Here is a 14,544-nt window from a genome sequence, read left to right as displayed (position 1 = left end):
GGCACCGCCAGCAGCGCCCACCACGACAGGCGGTCACCGCGGCCGGCGGCAAGGATGATCGCCATGGCGGCGAGCGTGATGGCGGCGCCCGGGATGTCCGGCATCATCTGCCACGAGCTGACGTGCCAGCCAGGGAAGATGACCACCAGCCACACGGCGATCGCCGCGGTGGTCGCGTCGGTCAGCAGCCGGGCGATGTACCAGGTCAGTCCCGTCGCCACCATCGCGAACAGCAGGCAGGTGATGCGCAGGGCGAGGTCGCTGGAACCGAACAGCGCGGCCGTCGGCGTCAGCAGCAGCGGTAGGCCGGGGGCACGGACGTCAAGCCAGTAGTCGCCCCGCGTGCTGACGGCCTCACCTAGCCCGAGGTTGAAGCGGGTGCGCAGCCCGTACACCGATTCGTCCCACAGCAGCGGCACGCCCTTTGACAGCGCGAGCGCACCGATCAGCGCGACCGTCAGCACCGCCCCGACAACGACCGCGATCTCCCACGGCGCGACCGGCCATCGCCGGGCGGACGGCGTGGCCGACGGCGGAGCCGCCCTGGCGTCCAGACTCGCGGACACTACAGATCCTCCACGTGCCGCACGAGGTTGTGGCGCGTGCACCCGGGCATGCTACAGCGTCGCGGCGTCTGTGGTCACGCTGCAGCCTGCCCACCACGCCCGGTTCCAGCGCCCGATCGCTGCCGCCGACCGCGACGCCGCTGGACTCGCTGTCCTGCGCCGGCGGGGTCACCACGTGGTCAGCTGCGTCCGGGCGGCACCCAGCGACCAGTCGGCGGGAGGCGCCGCAGGGTGTTGTCTCGCTGTCCCAGCGCGGCGTCGAACTCCGCGACGGTGCCCATCCGCAGGGCTGCCGTCGCAGGTGTGACGTCGGTGACCTCGGCGGCGGTTCGCCGCAGCCATGCCGCGTGCGCCCCGGCGTCGGTCTCGCGGCCACGGAGCGGGAACGACGTATCACCTCGACGCAGCACCATCCACAGGGGATCGTCGGCGCGGGCGGTCTCGGCGAGCTCAGCAACCCCATGGCGGATGCTGACAGGGCGCTTGAGCGTGCATCCCGAGTACCACCCAGCGGTCGGGCTGCGGTTCAGCATGACGCAGGGACGCTCGGTGGTCTCCGCGATGTGGACGTAGGCGGCCCGCCTGTTGCCGGCCACGCGCGACAACTCGTCGACGCTGTGGAGCGTGACCCGGGCAGTATGGATGAGCCCCGCGAGGCCGACGACCGCGCCGATGACGCCCAGCGTGACCCACGCCGCCGGACGCGTGTTCCAGCTGGGGAGGTCTGCGATGCCGATCGCGGCGAGGATCGCGAGGAACGGCAGCGCCGGCGCGAGGTAGCGCAGGTGGTACTCGGCGATGCCCACCAGCAGCAGCGCAAGCACGCTCAGCGTGACCAGCGCGCTGGCAACGACAGGACCGCGCAACGCCGGGTGGCGCCAGGCCGCGACGACCGCCAGCACGATGCCGATGACGACCAGGGTGCCGAACACCGGTCCGGTGACCGTCGCCAAGCTCGCGAAGAAGTCGGCCGCGCTCTCGGTGGCTGGAATCGCCTTCGCGTCCTGCCGGTCCGTGAAGATCAGGACCGGGGGCCGCGGCGACCGGGTGACAGCGGGGATGAACCACACGACGGCTGCGCCGACCGCGGTCCCGACCAAGGTCGCGACCGCGCGCCATGGTCGTGCACGGACCGCCGGCCAACGCAGCGCGAGCGCGGCAACGACGGCCGGACCGATCAGCAGCGGCGCGCCATAGCGGATGAGGGTGGCGGCGAACGCCAGCGGTGCTGCGGCGAGGGCCCACCAGCCGAGCCGGTCGCCGCGAGCTGCGAGCAGGATCACCGCCATCGCTGCCAACGTCAGCGTTGCACCGGGGATGTCGGGCATCACCTGCCACGAGCTGTCGAGCCAGCCCGGGGCGAGCACCAGAAGCCAGGCCGCCAGCGCGGCGGCGCCGGCACCGGCGAGCAGCCGCGTGATCAGCCACGTTACCGCGACGCCCGCAACGGCCAACACCAGGCAGGTGGTGCGGAAGGCGACATCGGTGGCGCCGACCAGCAGCGCCATCGGCGTCAGCATCAGCGGGAGGCCCGGCGCCCGCACGGAGATCCAGTACTGCCCCAGGTCGGTCGCGCCGAGCAGCTCGAGAGCTCGCAGGCTGTACACCGCCTCGTCCCACCGCAGCGGAGCGCCACGACGGATCGCGGCAACCCCGAGCGCCGCCACGACGACCATCGCCAGGCCGACCGCGACGAGCTCCCACCACGCCACCGGCGTGCGCCGTTCGGATGCCGGAACAGCGATGGTGGTCTTCGGTTCAACAGTCGCAGTCACACACGATCCCCCGACACCCGCCGTGCCAGATGGCGGGTACGATCGCCCGGCGAGCGAGCCTACCAGCCGGCACGGTGCTCGTGACGACCACGACGCGGTGGCGCACTGCACGCGCGGGTGCGGTCTGTCCAGTTGAGCTCGCGTGATGCGCCAACCGCCCGCCACCGGAGCCCGGGCCGCAGAAGGGTGCACCATTGACCGACGAGGCTGTCCCGATCGAGGTCGACCTGAACGGGCGTCGCACCGCCCTCGACGTCGCCCCGACCGAGGCCGCAGTCGAAGCCATACGCGAGCGCGCCGGGTTGACCGGCACCAAGTACGTGTGCGGTGCAGGTGTCTGCGGCACCTGCACGGTGCTGGTCGACGGCACGCCGACGGCGACGTGCCTGCTGCCTGCGACGGCGCTGGACGGCACGTCGGTCACGACCGTCGAGGGGCTGGCCGCACCGGACCTGCACCCGGTCCAACGCGCGTTCATGGCGCACGACGCCCTGCAGTGTGGCTACTGCACGCCAGGGTTCGTCGTCGACGCCGCGGCGTTCGTGGACGACTGGCGGACAACGCACGGGGACACCGAGCCCGACCGCACCGCGATCGCCGACGCACTCGCGGGACATCTGTGCCGCTGTGGTGCCTACGCGGGGATCTACCGGGCGGTCGCCGCGGCCTGTCGGGGCGAGTTCGACGCGGCGGACACCGCGACGTCCCCGCGGGTGGAGGCGGCCGCCAAGGTGACCGGCGCGGCGCGCTACACGACCGACATCACGCTGCCCGGGATGTTGCACGGCGCGATCGTCCGCGCGCGCACGGCCGCAGGCAGGGTGGACCGGTTGGACCTCACACCGGCACGAGGGGTCGGCGGGGCGCAAGCCGTCGTCGACCTGCGCCCGTCCGACCCGACGATCCGCTGGGTGGGTCAACCGCTGGCGGCGGTCGCCGCCACCGACATGACGACCGCACGTCGCGCCGCGCGGGCGGTCGCCATCGAGATCTCACCCGCGGAGGCCGTGCTGTCGGTCAGGGACGCCATGACGGACGGCGCGCCGTCGGTGTACGCGGACCGCGCGGCACGCCGGGACGTGCCGAACTCGTCGGAGGGACCGCTGCTGCCGGTGCCGTGGCACGGCAACCATCGCGGACCGACGCCGATCAGCTGGCTCGGCCCGGTGGCTGATCGTCGGATCGCGGCCGCCCGTCGCCGTGGTGATCCGCTGTTCGTGTCGACCACCTACACCACCGCCGTGCAGGTGCACACCAGCTTCGAGCCGCACGCTGCCGTCGCCGACTGGTCGGCCGGGGAGCGCCTGCGCCTGTGGGTGTCGACGCAGGCGGTCGAACAGGCGCGCCGGGAGGCAGCGGCGCACACCGGCCTCGACCCCGACCGCGTCGAGGTGATAGCGGACCACGTGGGTGGCGGGTTCGGATCGAAGCTGTCGCTCGGAGTCGAGGCGATCGCGGCGATCGAACTGTCGCGCACCGCGGCGGCACCGGTGCGGGTGGTGCTCGACCGGTCCGAGGAACTGACCGCCACAGGGCTCCGGCCGGGGTCACGCACCGACGTGACCATGCTGGCCGACACCGACGGTGGGCTGTCGGCGATGACCGTCGACACCGTCAACGACGGCGGCGTGTCGGTCGGCGTGTTGACCGCGGCGCTGGCGTCGGTGGTCTACGGGCGCAGCCCCCGTCGCACGCGGGACCACGACGTCGTCACCAACGCACCACCAGGCTCGCCGTTCCGTGGACCGGGCGGGCCGCCGCTGGCGTGGGCGGTCGAGCAGAGCGTCGACGAGGTGGCCCACCGGCTGGGCGAGGACCCGCTCGCGCTGCGCCGCCGCTGGAACGGCAGCGGACCCCGCGGCGCGCTGTACGAGCGCGCGGCCGGCCTGCCCATGTGGCGCGACCGCCCGTGGACCGGATCGCAGACGGGGCGGTACCGCCGTGGCGTGGGCACGGCCGCAGCCAACTGGCTGTACTTCGCCGACCCGTCCGCCGAGGTCACCGTACGTGTCGCTGACGGACGACTGGTGGCGTCCACCGCAGCGCAGGACATGGGGACCGGCGGACGGACCGTGGTCGCGCGCGCCGTCGCGGAGGTCTTCGGCGTCGACCCCGCCGACGTCGAGGTCGAGATCGGCCGCTCCGGCGCGCCCGCCGGCGGGACCGCGTCCCCGCACGGCCCGACGTCGGGTGGCAGCAGGACGACGGCCTCGCTGTGGCCGGCGGCCACCACCGCGGCGACGCGGCTGCATGAGCAGATCGGCGGCAACGCGCTGGCCCTCCACGAGGGACGGACGGTGACCGCACGTCGTCCGCCCGACCCCCGGTTCCGGGCGGTGCCGGTGCCGCCGTTGGGCATGCAGGTGGGTGCCGGCAGGTCCAACGCCGTGCACGTGACCGAGGTCGAGGTCGACACCCGCACCGGTCGGACCCGGGCGCTGCGCGTGTGGGCGGGGATCGCCGCCGGGAGGATCCACGTGCCGGAGTTGGCCCGCAGCCAGTGCGAGGGCTCGGTGATCCAGGGGATCGGCTACGCCCTCTACGAGCAGCGGCGGCTCGACCCCCACACCGGCGTCAACCTGACGGCCAACCTCGAGGACTACCGCATCCCGCAGCTCGGCGACACCCCCGAGATCACCGTCCACTTCGAGGAGCGTGGCTGGGAGCACGTGCCGGGAGGCGGCATCGGCCTGGGCGAGGTCGCGACCATGGGCGTGGCCGCGTCGGTCGGCAACGCCATCCACAACGCCACCGGCTGGCGTCCGCTGGATCTACCCGTCACACCGGACCGGATGATCGCGGGCCTGCGTGGGAGCGGTGGGGCGCCGTGACGCTGCATCGGGCGAGCTCGGTCGATGAGGCCGTCGCGGCGGACGGCGTCTACCGCGCCGGCGGAACGGATCTGCAGGAGCGGGTGCGGCACGGGTCGGACGTGCCCGCGATCGTCGACCTGGCCGGCCTGGACGAGCTGACCGTGATCGAGGCCGACGACGACGGGCTGACCGTCGGTGCGCTGGTCACCGTCGCCGACCTGGCAACGCACCTGGCCGACAGCCACCCTGCGGTGGCGCTGACCGCCGCGGGCCTGGCCACCCCGCAGATCCGTGCCGTCGCCACGCTCGGCGGCAACCTGACCCAGCGCACGCGCTGCTGGTACTTCCGCCACCCCACGCTGTCGTGCTTCAAGTCGGGCGGCACGGCGTGTCCGGCCCGCGACGGCGACCACCTGCTGGGGATCGTGTTCGACCGCGGCCCGTGCGTGCATCCCCATCCGTCCTCACTGGGGATGGCGCTGCTCGCCAGCGACGCGCACGTCAGCGTCGCCGGCCGCGGCCGCCTGCCTGTCGCCGACCTGTTCGGCGACGGCAGTGACCCAGGCCGGGACCACCTGCTCGACGACGACGAGTTGCTGACCCATGTGCACCTGCCGACCACGTGGTCGGGTGAGCGCGCCGCCTACCACCGCGTGATCAGTCGCTTCGAAGCCGAGTGGCCGCTGGTCGAGGCCGTGGCGCGCATCGTGATCGACGATGACGTGATCGTCCGTGCGGCGGTCGCCGCGGGCGGTGTGGCAACGGTGCCGCTGCGGCTGTCGGCGGTCGAGGAGGCGCTCCACGGCCACGCGCCGACCGCCGACGTGCTCGTGGAGGCCGCGCACGCGGCCACGGTGGGCGCGACACCGCTGGTGATGACGCGGTACAAGGTCGACCTGCTGGAGGCGACGGTGCTGCAGGTCCTGAAGCGCGTGACGGAAGCGCGGGGCGTGACGGGCTGAGCGTCTTCGTGATGCGCGCCGGGACCGGGCGCAGCGTCTGGCGACGCGGCCGGGGGCGCCCGGGCAGACGACGTCGGGTGCGGCTAGCGTGAGGACGTTGGACGTTCCTGCTTCATCGCCGCTGCGCGGTCTCATGCGCAACCGTTCGTTCCGCCGGTGGGCGGTGGCGAACCTGTTCGCGCGCCTGCCATTGACCATGAACCTGCTCGCGCTGGTGCTGCTGGGTGAGCTGATCACCGGCTCACTGGCCACGGGTGCGATGTTGTCGGGCATACTGACCGTCACCAGCGGCGTGTTGGCGCAGCCGCGTGGCCGCAGCCTCGACCGGGTCGAACTCCGGACGGGTCTGCGTCGCGACCTCGTGCTCTCGAGCGTGGGCATGGCGGCCATCGCGTTGGCCGCCGCGACCGCCGCGCCGGTGTGGGTGCTCGGCGTGCTGGCGGGTGTCCAGGGTGTCGTGTCCGCGGCGATCCTCGGCGGGTTCCGTGCGCTGCTGGTGCCGACCGTGTCGGCTGACGAGATCGAGCCCGCGAACGCGCTCGACGCCGTGTTCGTCGAGGTCGCCTTCGTGGCGGGTCCCGCGGTCGCCGGAGCCGCTGCGCTGGTCATCGGTCCGGTGGGCGTCGTCGTGCTCCAGGCGGTGTCGTTCCTGGTGGCCGCGGTGCTCATCGGGGGCCTGCCCCGACGTCCGCCGGCTGCCGACCTGTCGCTTGCCGGACCCGCACCGTGGCGCACGAGGGGCGCACTGAGCGTCTACCTGCTGGCGTTCGGGCCCGGGCTGGCGCTCGGCGGGTGGGAGGCGTCGGTCCCCGCGCGGCTCGAGTCGTTCGGGTGGGAACCCGCCACCGCCGGGCCGCTGCTGGCGCTGGCGGCACTGGGCAGCGGGCTGGCGGGCCTGGTCGCGGCGAACCTGCGCGATCCGCTGCGTTACGGGCGCGCCATGGCCGCCGGCCTGCTGCTGATGTTCGCGCTGTCGTTCGTGCCGACGGCCGTCGCGGCGAGCGTGCTGGTGCTGGCGGCCGGACTGTTCGTCGTCGGTGTCCCGATCGCACCGCTCAACGCCCTGGCCAGCCTGTCGCTGCAACGCATCGTCGCCGAGCCACGTCAGGCGGAGGGGTTCGCGCTGTACCCGGCCATGATCCTGATCGGCGCGGGCACCGGACAGGCGATCGCCGGGATCGCCCTGCGGGTGCTGTCGCCCGCCGCCTTCATGCTGCTGCTCGCGGCGGTGCCCGCGGCGCTGGGCGCGGTCGTGCTCGGGGCGATGGCGTTGCGGCGGGCGCGCGGCCTGCCGACCGGGGTCGGTTATCCGCACGATCCGGTGGTCACCGACCCCGCGGCGTACGCGGTCGTGACCGCGCGTACGTAGACTCGGTCGGACGTGCGATGACCGGCCCACGGGCGGACCGCAGGGTCCGCGTGTGACGCCCCGGCAGGACCATCCGGCTGGAGGGTTGGCGATGAGCGGACCGATCGAACCGAAGGACGCCGCCTGCGTCGACGAGGAACTGGCCGGCGTGGAGGTGCGCGAAGGTCGCCAGGCGTCGGTCGGCGGCATGCGCATCTCGCGGGTGCTGCCCACCAAGGGCCGCCGCACGGTCGGCGCGTGGTGCTTCACCGATCTGATCCTGCCGGCCGACGGGCTCGATCCGGATCCGATGGAGGTCGGCCCCCATCCACACATCGGGTTGGCGACCGTCACCTGGCTGCTCGACGGCGAGGCCGTCCACAGCGACTCGCTCGGCTCGGAGCAGGCGATCCGACCCGGCCAGCTGAACCTCATGACCGCGGGGCTCGGCATCGCCCATGCCGAGCTGGGAGCTCCGGCGCCGCTGCGTGGCGTGCAGTTGTGGATCGCCCAGCCCGAGCAGACGCGCCACGGCGGCTCGGCGTTCGAGCACCATGCCGACCTGCCGCGCGTCGACGTCGGCACGGGCGAGGCCGCCGTGCTGATCGGGACGCTGGGCGACGCGACGTCACCTGCGCGCGCCGACACACGACTGGTCGGCGCCGAGGTCACCGTGCGGGTGGGCGCGACCACGCTGCCTGCCGTCACCGACTTCGAGTACGCGATCGTGCCGCTGGACGGCACCGTCAAGGTCGGCGAGGACATCGTGGAGCACGGCTGGCTGGCGCTGGTGCCGCCGGGTGCGTCCGGGCTGCCGATCGAAGCCGCCGCCGACGGCGCCCGGTTCATGCTCCTCGGCGGTGAGCCGCTCGGGGAGCCGATCACCATGTGGTGGAACTTCGTCGGCCGCGACCGCGACGAGATCACGGCGGCGTGGCGGGCCTGGCGGGACCACGACGACGACCGCTTCGGTCCGGTCGCGTCCCGCCTGGACCGCATCGACGCCCCGGCACCCCCCTGGGTCCGCGCCGGCTGACCGCACATGGCCACGCGGGGGGCGTCCACGGTGCCGTACGGCACCGACGCGATGATCGGGCACCTGGAGCACGTGCTGGTCAAGACGCCCGGCGCAGGGTTCGCGGCGGGGTTCGACGACCCGGCGTACGGCTTCCTGCACCCGGTCGACCTCGACCTCGCGCGGCGTCAGCACGCCGCGCTGGTCGGACTGCTGACCCGGCTCGGCGTGACCGTGCACCGGCTGGACGCCGAGGCGTCCAGTCCCGACCTCGTGTACCAGTTCGACCCGTCCGTCGTGACCGCCCGCGGCGCGGTCCTGCTGCGATCGGGCAAGACCACACGGCGCGGCGAGGAGGACCTGCAGGCGGCGTGGTTCGCCGCGCATGGCATCCCGGTCGTCGGTCGCATCGAACCACCCGGCACCGTCGACGGCGGCGACGTGTGCCGTCTGCGCCCCGATGTCGTCTGCGTCGGCCGGTCGCTGCGCACGAACCAGGACGGCATCGATCAGCTGGTCGCCCTGCTCGACGTGCCCGTCCACACGTTCGACGTCCCGTACGACGCCGGCGAGGCTGGCTGCCTGCACCTGTTGAGCGTGATCTCGCCGATCGCGGACCGGCTGGCCGTCGTCGAGCTGCCGCGGTTGCCGTCGGGCCTGTTCCGCCTGCTCGACGGGCTCGGCTACACGCTGCTGCCGGTGCCGGCCGAGGAGGTCGGCTCGCTCGGCGGCAACGTGCTCGTGATCCGGCCGCGCGTCGTCGTGCTGTGCGAGGGCAACCCGCGCACGGCCGAGCTGCTCCGCCGGCACGGGATCGAGGTCCACACCTTCCCGGGCAGCGAGATCTGCTGGAACGGCAGTGGCGGACCCACGTGCCTCACACTTCCGCTCCGGCGTTGCTGAGCTCTGGACCCACGTGCATCCGTCACGCCCGCCGCCGAGCGCGGTCCGGGTCAGCGGGCGAGGAGGCGTTGGCGGATCGCACCCACCACGGTCGCGCCGACCGACAGCACTGTGAGCGGCACGACGAACCAGAGCATCACCGCGGAGAACGGCTCGAGGGCGTCGTGCTCGGCGGCGTCCAGCAGCAGGTACGCCGTGTACGCGACGTAGTACCCGAGGAACAGGGCACCTTCGCGCCGTGCGATGCGGCTGCCCGTGAAGAAGATCGGCAGGCACGCGACGGTCACCGCCACCATCACGGGCAGGTCGAAGTCCAGCGCACCTTTGGCGACACCGATGCCGTCAGGGGCGACCAGACCGGAGACGCCGAGCACCGCGAACAGGTTGAACACGTTGGATCCGACCGCGTTGCCGACGGCAAGGTCGCGCTCGCCCCGCACGACGGCCAGCAGCGACGTGGCGACCTCCGGCAGCGACGTGCCGACCGCCACCAGGGTGAGCCCGATCACGAGCTCGCTCACCCCCATGCGCTCGGCGACGGTGACCGACGCGTCGAGCAGCAGGTCCGACCCGACCACCAGCCCCACCAGGCCGACGGCCACCAGCGCCAGGTCGCGGGGCGTCGACGGTTCCGTGTCATCAACGGTGTCCCCGATCGCCGGGCTGTCGTCGGATCGGCGGGACACGACGATGACGCCCACGAGGTAGGCGCCGATGCCGGCCGCGAGCAGCGCGCCGTCGAGTCGGCCGATCATGCCGTCGAGTGCGAACAGCAGGACCGCGACCGCGGCGCCGATCATCACGGGCACGTCGAAGCGGACGAGCTGGGACCGCACGACGAGCGGTGACACGAGCGCCGACAGCCCCAGGATCAGCAGCACGTTGGCGATGGTCGATCCGACGACGTTGCCGAGAGCGATGTCGGCGCTGCCGCTGACGGCGGAGTCGACGCTGACCGCCAGCTCCGGCGCACTGGTGGCGAACGCCACCACCGTCAGCCCGACCACGAGGGGCGACATGCCCAGCGCGATCGCGAGACGTCCCGCCCCGCGCACCAGGAGCTCGGCGCCGCCCACGAGCAGCGCGAGTCCGGCGAGAAACCCGAATGCGACGGCCATCCCGGGGAGCCGGCGGTCAGTCGAACTCGAACACGGGACGCGGCGTGTAGTGCCGGCCGAGATGCTCGAGCTCGTCAGCGGTCAGCTCGACATCCACGGCGTCGGCGGCCTGGTCGAGGTGCTCGAGCCGGCTGGCACCGATGATCGGCGCGGTCACGACCGGCTGGTGCAGCAACCACGCCAGCGCGACCTGCGCCGGCGTCACACCCTTCTCGTCGGCGATCTCGGCCACGCTGGCGATGGTCTCCTGCGCCGCGTCGGCGTAGAGGCGGTCGGCGATGTGATCGGAACCGGACCGCGCGGTCGACCTGTCCACGCCTGCGGCGAGTTGCCCGCGGGCGAGCGGACTCCATGGCAGGACACCGACGCCCTGATCGGCGCACAGTGGGAGCATCTCACGCTCCTCCTCGCGGTACAGCAGGTTGTAGTGGTCCTGCATCGTGACGAACGGCGTCCATCCGTGACGCTCGGCGGTGTGCTGCGCCTTCGCGAACTGCCACGCCCACATGCTCGACGCGCCGATGTAGCGCGCCTTCCCGCCTTGACCACGTCGTGCAGCGCCTCCATGGTCTCAGCGATCGGGGTGTCGGGATCCCAGCGGTGGATCTGGTACAGGTCGACGTGGTCGGTGCCCAGGCGCCGCAGCGACCCGTCGATCGAGTCCATGATGTGCTTGCGCGACAGGCCGCCGGAGTTCGGGCGCTCGGCATCCCACGTGAAGAACACCTTGGTGGCGATCACGACGTCCTCGCGCACACCATGGCGGCGCAGCAGCTCGCCCGTCACCTCCTCGCTGACGCCCCGGGAGTACATGTCAGCGGTGTCGAAGAAGTTGATGCCCAGGTCGAGCGCGCGTTCGACGAACGGTTCGGCCTCGTCGATGCCGAGGGTCCACTCGCGCCAGCCGGGGTCGCCGTACGTCATCATCCCGAGGCAGATCCGGGACACCTGCAGGCCGGTGCTGCCGAGGCGGGTGTACTTCATGTCGCGCCCTTCTCCGAACGATGGCTCGGTCTGTCGGTACCCACGCGGGGTGGCTCCTGTCACCCGGTCGGCGTCGCATCCTGCTCGACCGCGCCGCGCAGCGGCCCGGACAACGTCCGCGCCACGGTCCGGCTCGGCAGGTCGTCACGCAGCTCACCGGCGACGACGCGCCGCTCGAGGCCCGTCCGGTTCATCGAGTTCGCCGGGCCTGACCTCAATCTTGCAGGGCGGCCCTGCCTCGCGCATGGTGAGTACCACTCAGTGGGTGGCGCTCGTCGCCACCGGCATCGAGGGCCTGCCCCAGCCGGTCAAGGCGCCGGGCTTCACGCGTGACGAGTGGCACCGTTACTTCGCGGACGAACCGTACCGGCGCCCCTGCCCGTGAACGGGGGACCGATCAGGACACGACGTGGTGGTCACTGCTCGTCGAGCAGTCGCGTCATGGCGGCGACGAACCGTCGTAGCTCGTCGCGCTCGTCCAGATGGCTGACGACGAGCCGATCGTCGACCTCCGTGTAGCCGTGGACCAGCACGTTGCGGAACCCGACTGCGCCCGCCATCCGCGTCGCCAGGTCGGCGTCGACCAGGTCGGCGTCGGTCAGAGAGCGGAATGCCGCTGCGTTGGAGGACGGTACACCCAGGCCGCGGTCGGCGACGACGTGGTGAGCCGCGTCGATGCAGGCCTCGATCGCCGTCTGGAACGTGTACTTCAGGTCGCCGAGCCGGACCCGGTCGGCCAGTAGCGCGTCACGGTCCTGCGCGGCGTAGTCGTCCAGGATCGCCAGTCGGGCGGTGACCCTGCCCAGCAGGGCGAGCAGCCGTTCGGTGTCAACCATGGGCGCGGACGAAGTCGCGTCTGAACTGCTCGCGGCGGAAGGCTTCGTCGAGGTGGCGCTTGCGGGTGTCCGCCTGCCAGCGGATCCGTGTGCGCGGGTCGTCGTCGAGCACCACATGACCCTCGAGCGCCACCCGGCCCGCCAGGTCCTGCGGTGCCGTGCGCAGGTCGACCAGATCCACGGCGTCCGGCAGCTCACCACGCAGGGTCCAGTCGTCCAGTGGTCGGTCTGACCAGACCGCCAGATCGACGTCGGACTCCCCCCGCGCGCGGCCGGTGGCGTGGCTGCCGAACACCAGCGCGAAGGTGACGCCGTGCGCCCGCAGCGTCGCGCGGACGCGGTCCAGGTCGATCGGCAGATCCATGGCGGACAGCATACGGACGGCGGCGCCGATCACGTCGCCGCCGTGACGTACGCCCCGGTCACGCGCCGTCGATCAGCCAGCGCTGGGTGTCGTTGTCCTGAGCGGTGCGGGTGACGACCGAGAAGTCCTCGCCCGCATGTTCGTGGGCGTCGACGAACCGCGCGGTGCTCAGCTGCTGCAGGGTGTGGGCGTTGCCGCCGAGGTAGGTCACGACCCACCGCTGCGTGTCGTTGCCCTGTTGGGGGCGGGTCACGAGCGAGAAGTCCTCGCCCGCGACCTCGTGGGCGTCGACGAACCGCCCCGAGCTGACCTGCTGGATGGTGTAGACCGCGCCGACCGGCGTGATGCGCCAGCGCTGGGTGTCGTTGTCCTGCGTGGTGCGGGTGACGACCGAGAAGTCCCTGCCGGCGTGCTCGTGGGCGTCGAGGCGGCGCCCGGTGCCGGCCTGTGCGACGGTGAACGTCCCGTCATCGCGCGGGGCCAGCAGCCACCGTTGGGTGTCGTTGTCCTGGGCGGTGCGGGTGACCACCGAGAAGTCGGCGGCCCCGCCGACCACGTGGGCGTCGAGGTACCGGCCTGAGCTGAGCTGCTGCAACGTGTAGGTCGACAGCCGTCCGGTCACCGGGGTGACCACCCAGCGCTGCGAGTCGTTGTGCTGGGCGGTGCGGGTGACGACCGAGAAGTCCTCGGCAGCGTCTTCGTGGGCGTCGACGTATCGGTCGGAGCTGACCTGCTGCATCGTCACGACGGTGGCGACCGGCGTGAAGCGCCAGCGTTGGGTGTCGTTGTCCTGGGCGGTGCGGGTGACGACCGAGAAGTCCTCGCTGGCGTCTTCGTGGGCGTCGACGAACCGTCCCGAGCTGGCCTGACGGATGGTGTGGATGCCGGTGGCCAGCGGTAGCGGCGCCGCATCGAGCGCCCGCACGGTCGGTGACGCCTGGCGGATGCGGCTGACGCGCACGCCGAAGTTCGAACCGGTGCCCTGGGCGTTGCAGCCGCCGTTGGTGTGCACGCCGACGATCGCGCCCGACGGCGACTGCAGGACCGCCGATCCCGAGTTGCCACCGAGGGTGTCGATGTCGTCGTAGCGGATGCGGTGACCGTCGAAGCGGATCAGTGGACCGGCTTCGACGCGCTTCGGCCTGCCGGCGGGATGGCCGATGATGGCCAGCAAGTCGCCCACGTCGGCGTCCCGCGCCGCGATCCGTCCGATGCCGAACCGGGACCCGGGATCCCCTGCCAGCCGCAGGATCGCGACATCGAGGCCGTCGAGGCGGTGCTCGACCAGCTCGATGACCTGATGGACGTCCGGTGTCCGCAGGTCACCCGACGGATCGACCTGGTAGCCGAAGTTCACGTGCATCCGCCGGGCGATCTCGCTGGACGGGATTGGATCGTGGGTACCGTTGATGCGCGGGACCCTCCACCCGTTCGGGTTCTGGCTGAAGCAGTGCGCGGCGGCCAGGAACAGGTTGTGGCTGATCAACGTGCCGGTGCACCAGCGGACACCGGAGACCGTGCCCGGATCGTCGTAGACGGTCGCCAGGTTGCGGTGCCACTGCAGCTGGCCGACCATGCGTTCCTGGTCCGCGACGAAGCCCGTGGTCACGCCGAGCGTGCCGTCGTACTTCTCGACCGGCTGCGAGTCGTCGGTGGCGCCACAGATGGATCTGATGAGGCGGGGGTAGTCGTCACGGTCGGTGATCGCCGACCGCTCGGTCGCGTCGCCCCTGTCCAGTTCGTCGAGCAGTTCTGGTGTCGGCGGGAACAGGGCGATCGCGTCGCCGGTCCGGTCATCCATGGTGCGCTCCTCGAGAATGCGGGCGGCCCCCTCATGCCGAGCGCTTCGCACTGTGCCAG

General features: G+C 72.2%; 13 protein-coding genes and 1 pseudogene. 6 read left to right on the top strand and 8 right to left on the bottom strand.

The window, feature by feature from the left end; translation table 11 throughout:
- Together VFZ70_00640 and VFZ70_00635 are read right to left on the bottom strand one after the other, a co-directional pair.
- Positions 1 to 566 (bottom strand): glycosyltransferase family 39 protein (locus VFZ70_00640; GenBank protein HEX6254292.1); only part of this gene is annotated, 566 nt, incomplete at its 3' end.
- 179 nt (positions 567 to 745) lie between these two features.
- Positions 746 to 2,341: a glycosyltransferase family 39 protein gene (locus VFZ70_00635; protein ID HEX6254291.1), complete on the bottom strand. Its 1,596-nt coding sequence runs from the start codon at positions 2,339 to 2,341 to the stop codon at positions 746 to 748.
- 194 nt (positions 2,342 to 2,535) lie between these two features.
- On the opposite strand from VFZ70_00635, the gene VFZ70_00630 reads away from it, so the two are divergent.
- The 5 genes from VFZ70_00630 (at position 2,536) to VFZ70_00610 (ending at position 9,382) form a co-directional block, all read left to right on the top strand.
- The gene (locus VFZ70_00630; GenBank protein HEX6254290.1) at positions 2,536 to 5,172 is read left to right on the top strand and encodes a molybdopterin-dependent oxidoreductase; all 2,637 of its coding nucleotides are present in this window, start codon (positions 2,536 to 2,538) and stop codon (positions 5,170 to 5,172) included.
- Entirely contained in the window at positions 5,169 to 6,116 is a 948-nt protein-coding gene (locus VFZ70_00625) for an FAD binding domain-containing protein (GenBank protein HEX6254289.1), read from the top strand. The genes VFZ70_00630 and VFZ70_00625 overlap by 4 nt, the downstream gene beginning before the upstream one ends.
- 133 nt (positions 6,117 to 6,249) lie before the next feature.
- Positions 6,250 to 7,485 carry a hypothetical protein gene (locus VFZ70_00620; GenBank protein HEX6254288.1) on the top strand — a complete coding sequence of 412 codons (1,236 nt, stop codon included), beginning with the start codon at positions 6,250 to 6,252 and terminating at the stop codon, positions 7,483 to 7,485.
- 91 nt (positions 7,486 to 7,576) lie between these two features.
- Complete coding sequence (locus tag VFZ70_00615; GenBank protein ID HEX6254287.1) at positions 7,577 to 8,500, top strand: pirin family protein; 924 nt, start codon at positions 7,577 to 7,579, stop codon at positions 8,498 to 8,500.
- A gap of 6 nt (positions 8,501 to 8,506) precedes the next feature.
- Positions 8,507 to 9,382 carry an arginine deiminase family protein gene (locus tag VFZ70_00610; GenBank protein ID HEX6254286.1) on the top strand — a complete coding sequence of 292 codons (876 nt, stop codon included), beginning with the start codon at positions 8,507 to 8,509 and terminating at the stop codon, positions 9,380 to 9,382.
- Between the two features lie 50 nt (positions 9,383 to 9,432).
- On the opposite strand, the gene VFZ70_00605 is transcribed toward VFZ70_00610, so the two are convergent.
- From VFZ70_00605 to VFZ70_00595, 3 genes and pseudogenes are all read right to left on the bottom strand, one after another.
- Positions 9,433 to 10,500: a calcium/sodium antiporter gene (locus VFZ70_00605; GenBank protein HEX6254285.1), complete on the bottom strand. Its 1,068-nt coding sequence runs from the start codon at positions 10,498 to 10,500 to the stop codon at positions 9,433 to 9,435.
- Between the two features lie 16 nt (positions 10,501 to 10,516).
- Positions 10,517 to 11,424: pseudogene (locus VFZ70_00600) on the bottom strand (aldo/keto reductase).
- Positions 11,425 to 11,543: 119 nt separating this feature from the next.
- The gene (locus VFZ70_00595; protein HEX6254284.1) at positions 11,544 to 11,678 is read right to left on the bottom strand and encodes a hypothetical protein; all 135 of its coding nucleotides are present in this window, start codon (positions 11,676 to 11,678) and stop codon (positions 11,544 to 11,546) included.
- Between the two features lie 50 nt (positions 11,679 to 11,728).
- Between VFZ70_00595 and VFZ70_00590 the strand changes: the two genes are divergently transcribed.
- Entirely contained in the window at positions 11,729 to 11,869 is a 141-nt protein-coding gene (locus VFZ70_00590; GenBank protein ID HEX6254283.1) for a hypothetical protein, read from the top strand.
- Positions 11,870 to 11,900: 31 nt separating this feature from the next.
- Here the strand turns inward: VFZ70_00590 and VFZ70_00585 are convergent, their stop codons facing one another.
- From VFZ70_00585 to VFZ70_00575, 3 genes are read right to left on the bottom strand one after another with little or no spacing between them, the layout of a single operon-like run.
- Complete coding sequence (locus tag VFZ70_00585; protein ID HEX6254282.1) at positions 11,901 to 12,320, bottom strand: DUF86 domain-containing protein; 420 nt, start codon at positions 12,318 to 12,320, stop codon at positions 11,901 to 11,903.
- Positions 12,313 to 12,684: a nucleotidyltransferase domain-containing protein gene (locus tag VFZ70_00580; GenBank protein HEX6254281.1), complete on the bottom strand. Its 372-nt coding sequence runs from the start codon at positions 12,682 to 12,684 to the stop codon at positions 12,313 to 12,315. Before VFZ70_00580 ends, VFZ70_00585 begins: the two co-directional genes overlap by 8 nt.
- Positions 12,685 to 12,742: 58 nt before the next feature.
- Positions 12,743 to 14,485, bottom strand: a complete 1,743-nt coding sequence (locus VFZ70_00575) for an RICIN domain-containing protein (GenBank protein HEX6254280.1) — start codon at positions 14,483 to 14,485, stop codon at positions 12,743 to 12,745.
- Positions 14,486 to 14,544 lie beyond the last annotated feature (59 nt).

It is taken from the genome of Euzebyales bacterium, from assembly GCA_036374135.1.
Classification (GTDB): Bacteria; Actinomycetota; Nitriliruptoria; order Euzebyales; family JAHELV01; genus JAHELV01.
Note: the sequence above shows the minus strand (reverse complement) of the source record. Positions and strands in the feature narration are given on the sequence as shown.

Bases quoted from the DNA above. Each gene is read 5' to 3' on its own strand.
- VFZ70_00620 (HEX6254288.1), top strand. From the start codon at position 6,250: ATGCGCAACCGTTCGTTCCGCCGGTGGGCGGTGGCGAACCTGTTCGCG.
- VFZ70_00615 (HEX6254287.1), top strand. From the start codon at position 7,577: ATGAGCGGACCGATCGAACCGAAGGACGCCGCCTGCGTCGACGAGGAA.
- VFZ70_00610 (HEX6254286.1), top strand. From the start codon at position 8,507: ATGGCCACGCGGGGGGCGTCCACGGTGCCGTACGGCACCGACGCGATG.
- VFZ70_00605 (HEX6254285.1), bottom strand. From the start codon at position 10,500: ATGGCCGTCGCATTCGGGTTTCTCGCCGGACTCGCGCTGCTCGTGGGC.
- VFZ70_00595 (HEX6254284.1), bottom strand. From the start codon at position 11,678: ATGAACCGGACGGGCCTCGAGCGGCGCGTCGTCGCCGGTGAGCTGCGT.
- VFZ70_00590 (HEX6254283.1), top strand. From the start codon at position 11,729: ATGGTGAGTACCACTCAGTGGGTGGCGCTCGTCGCCACCGGCATCGAG.
- VFZ70_00585 (HEX6254282.1), bottom strand. From the start codon at position 12,320: ATGGTTGACACCGAACGGCTGCTCGCCCTGCTGGGCAGGGTCACCGCC.
- VFZ70_00580 (HEX6254281.1), bottom strand. From the start codon at position 12,684: ATGGATCTGCCGATCGACCTGGACCGCGTCCGCGCGACGCTGCGGGCG.
- VFZ70_00575 (HEX6254280.1), bottom strand. From the start codon at position 14,485: ATGGATGACCGGACCGGCGACGCGATCGCCCTGTTCCCGCCGACACCA.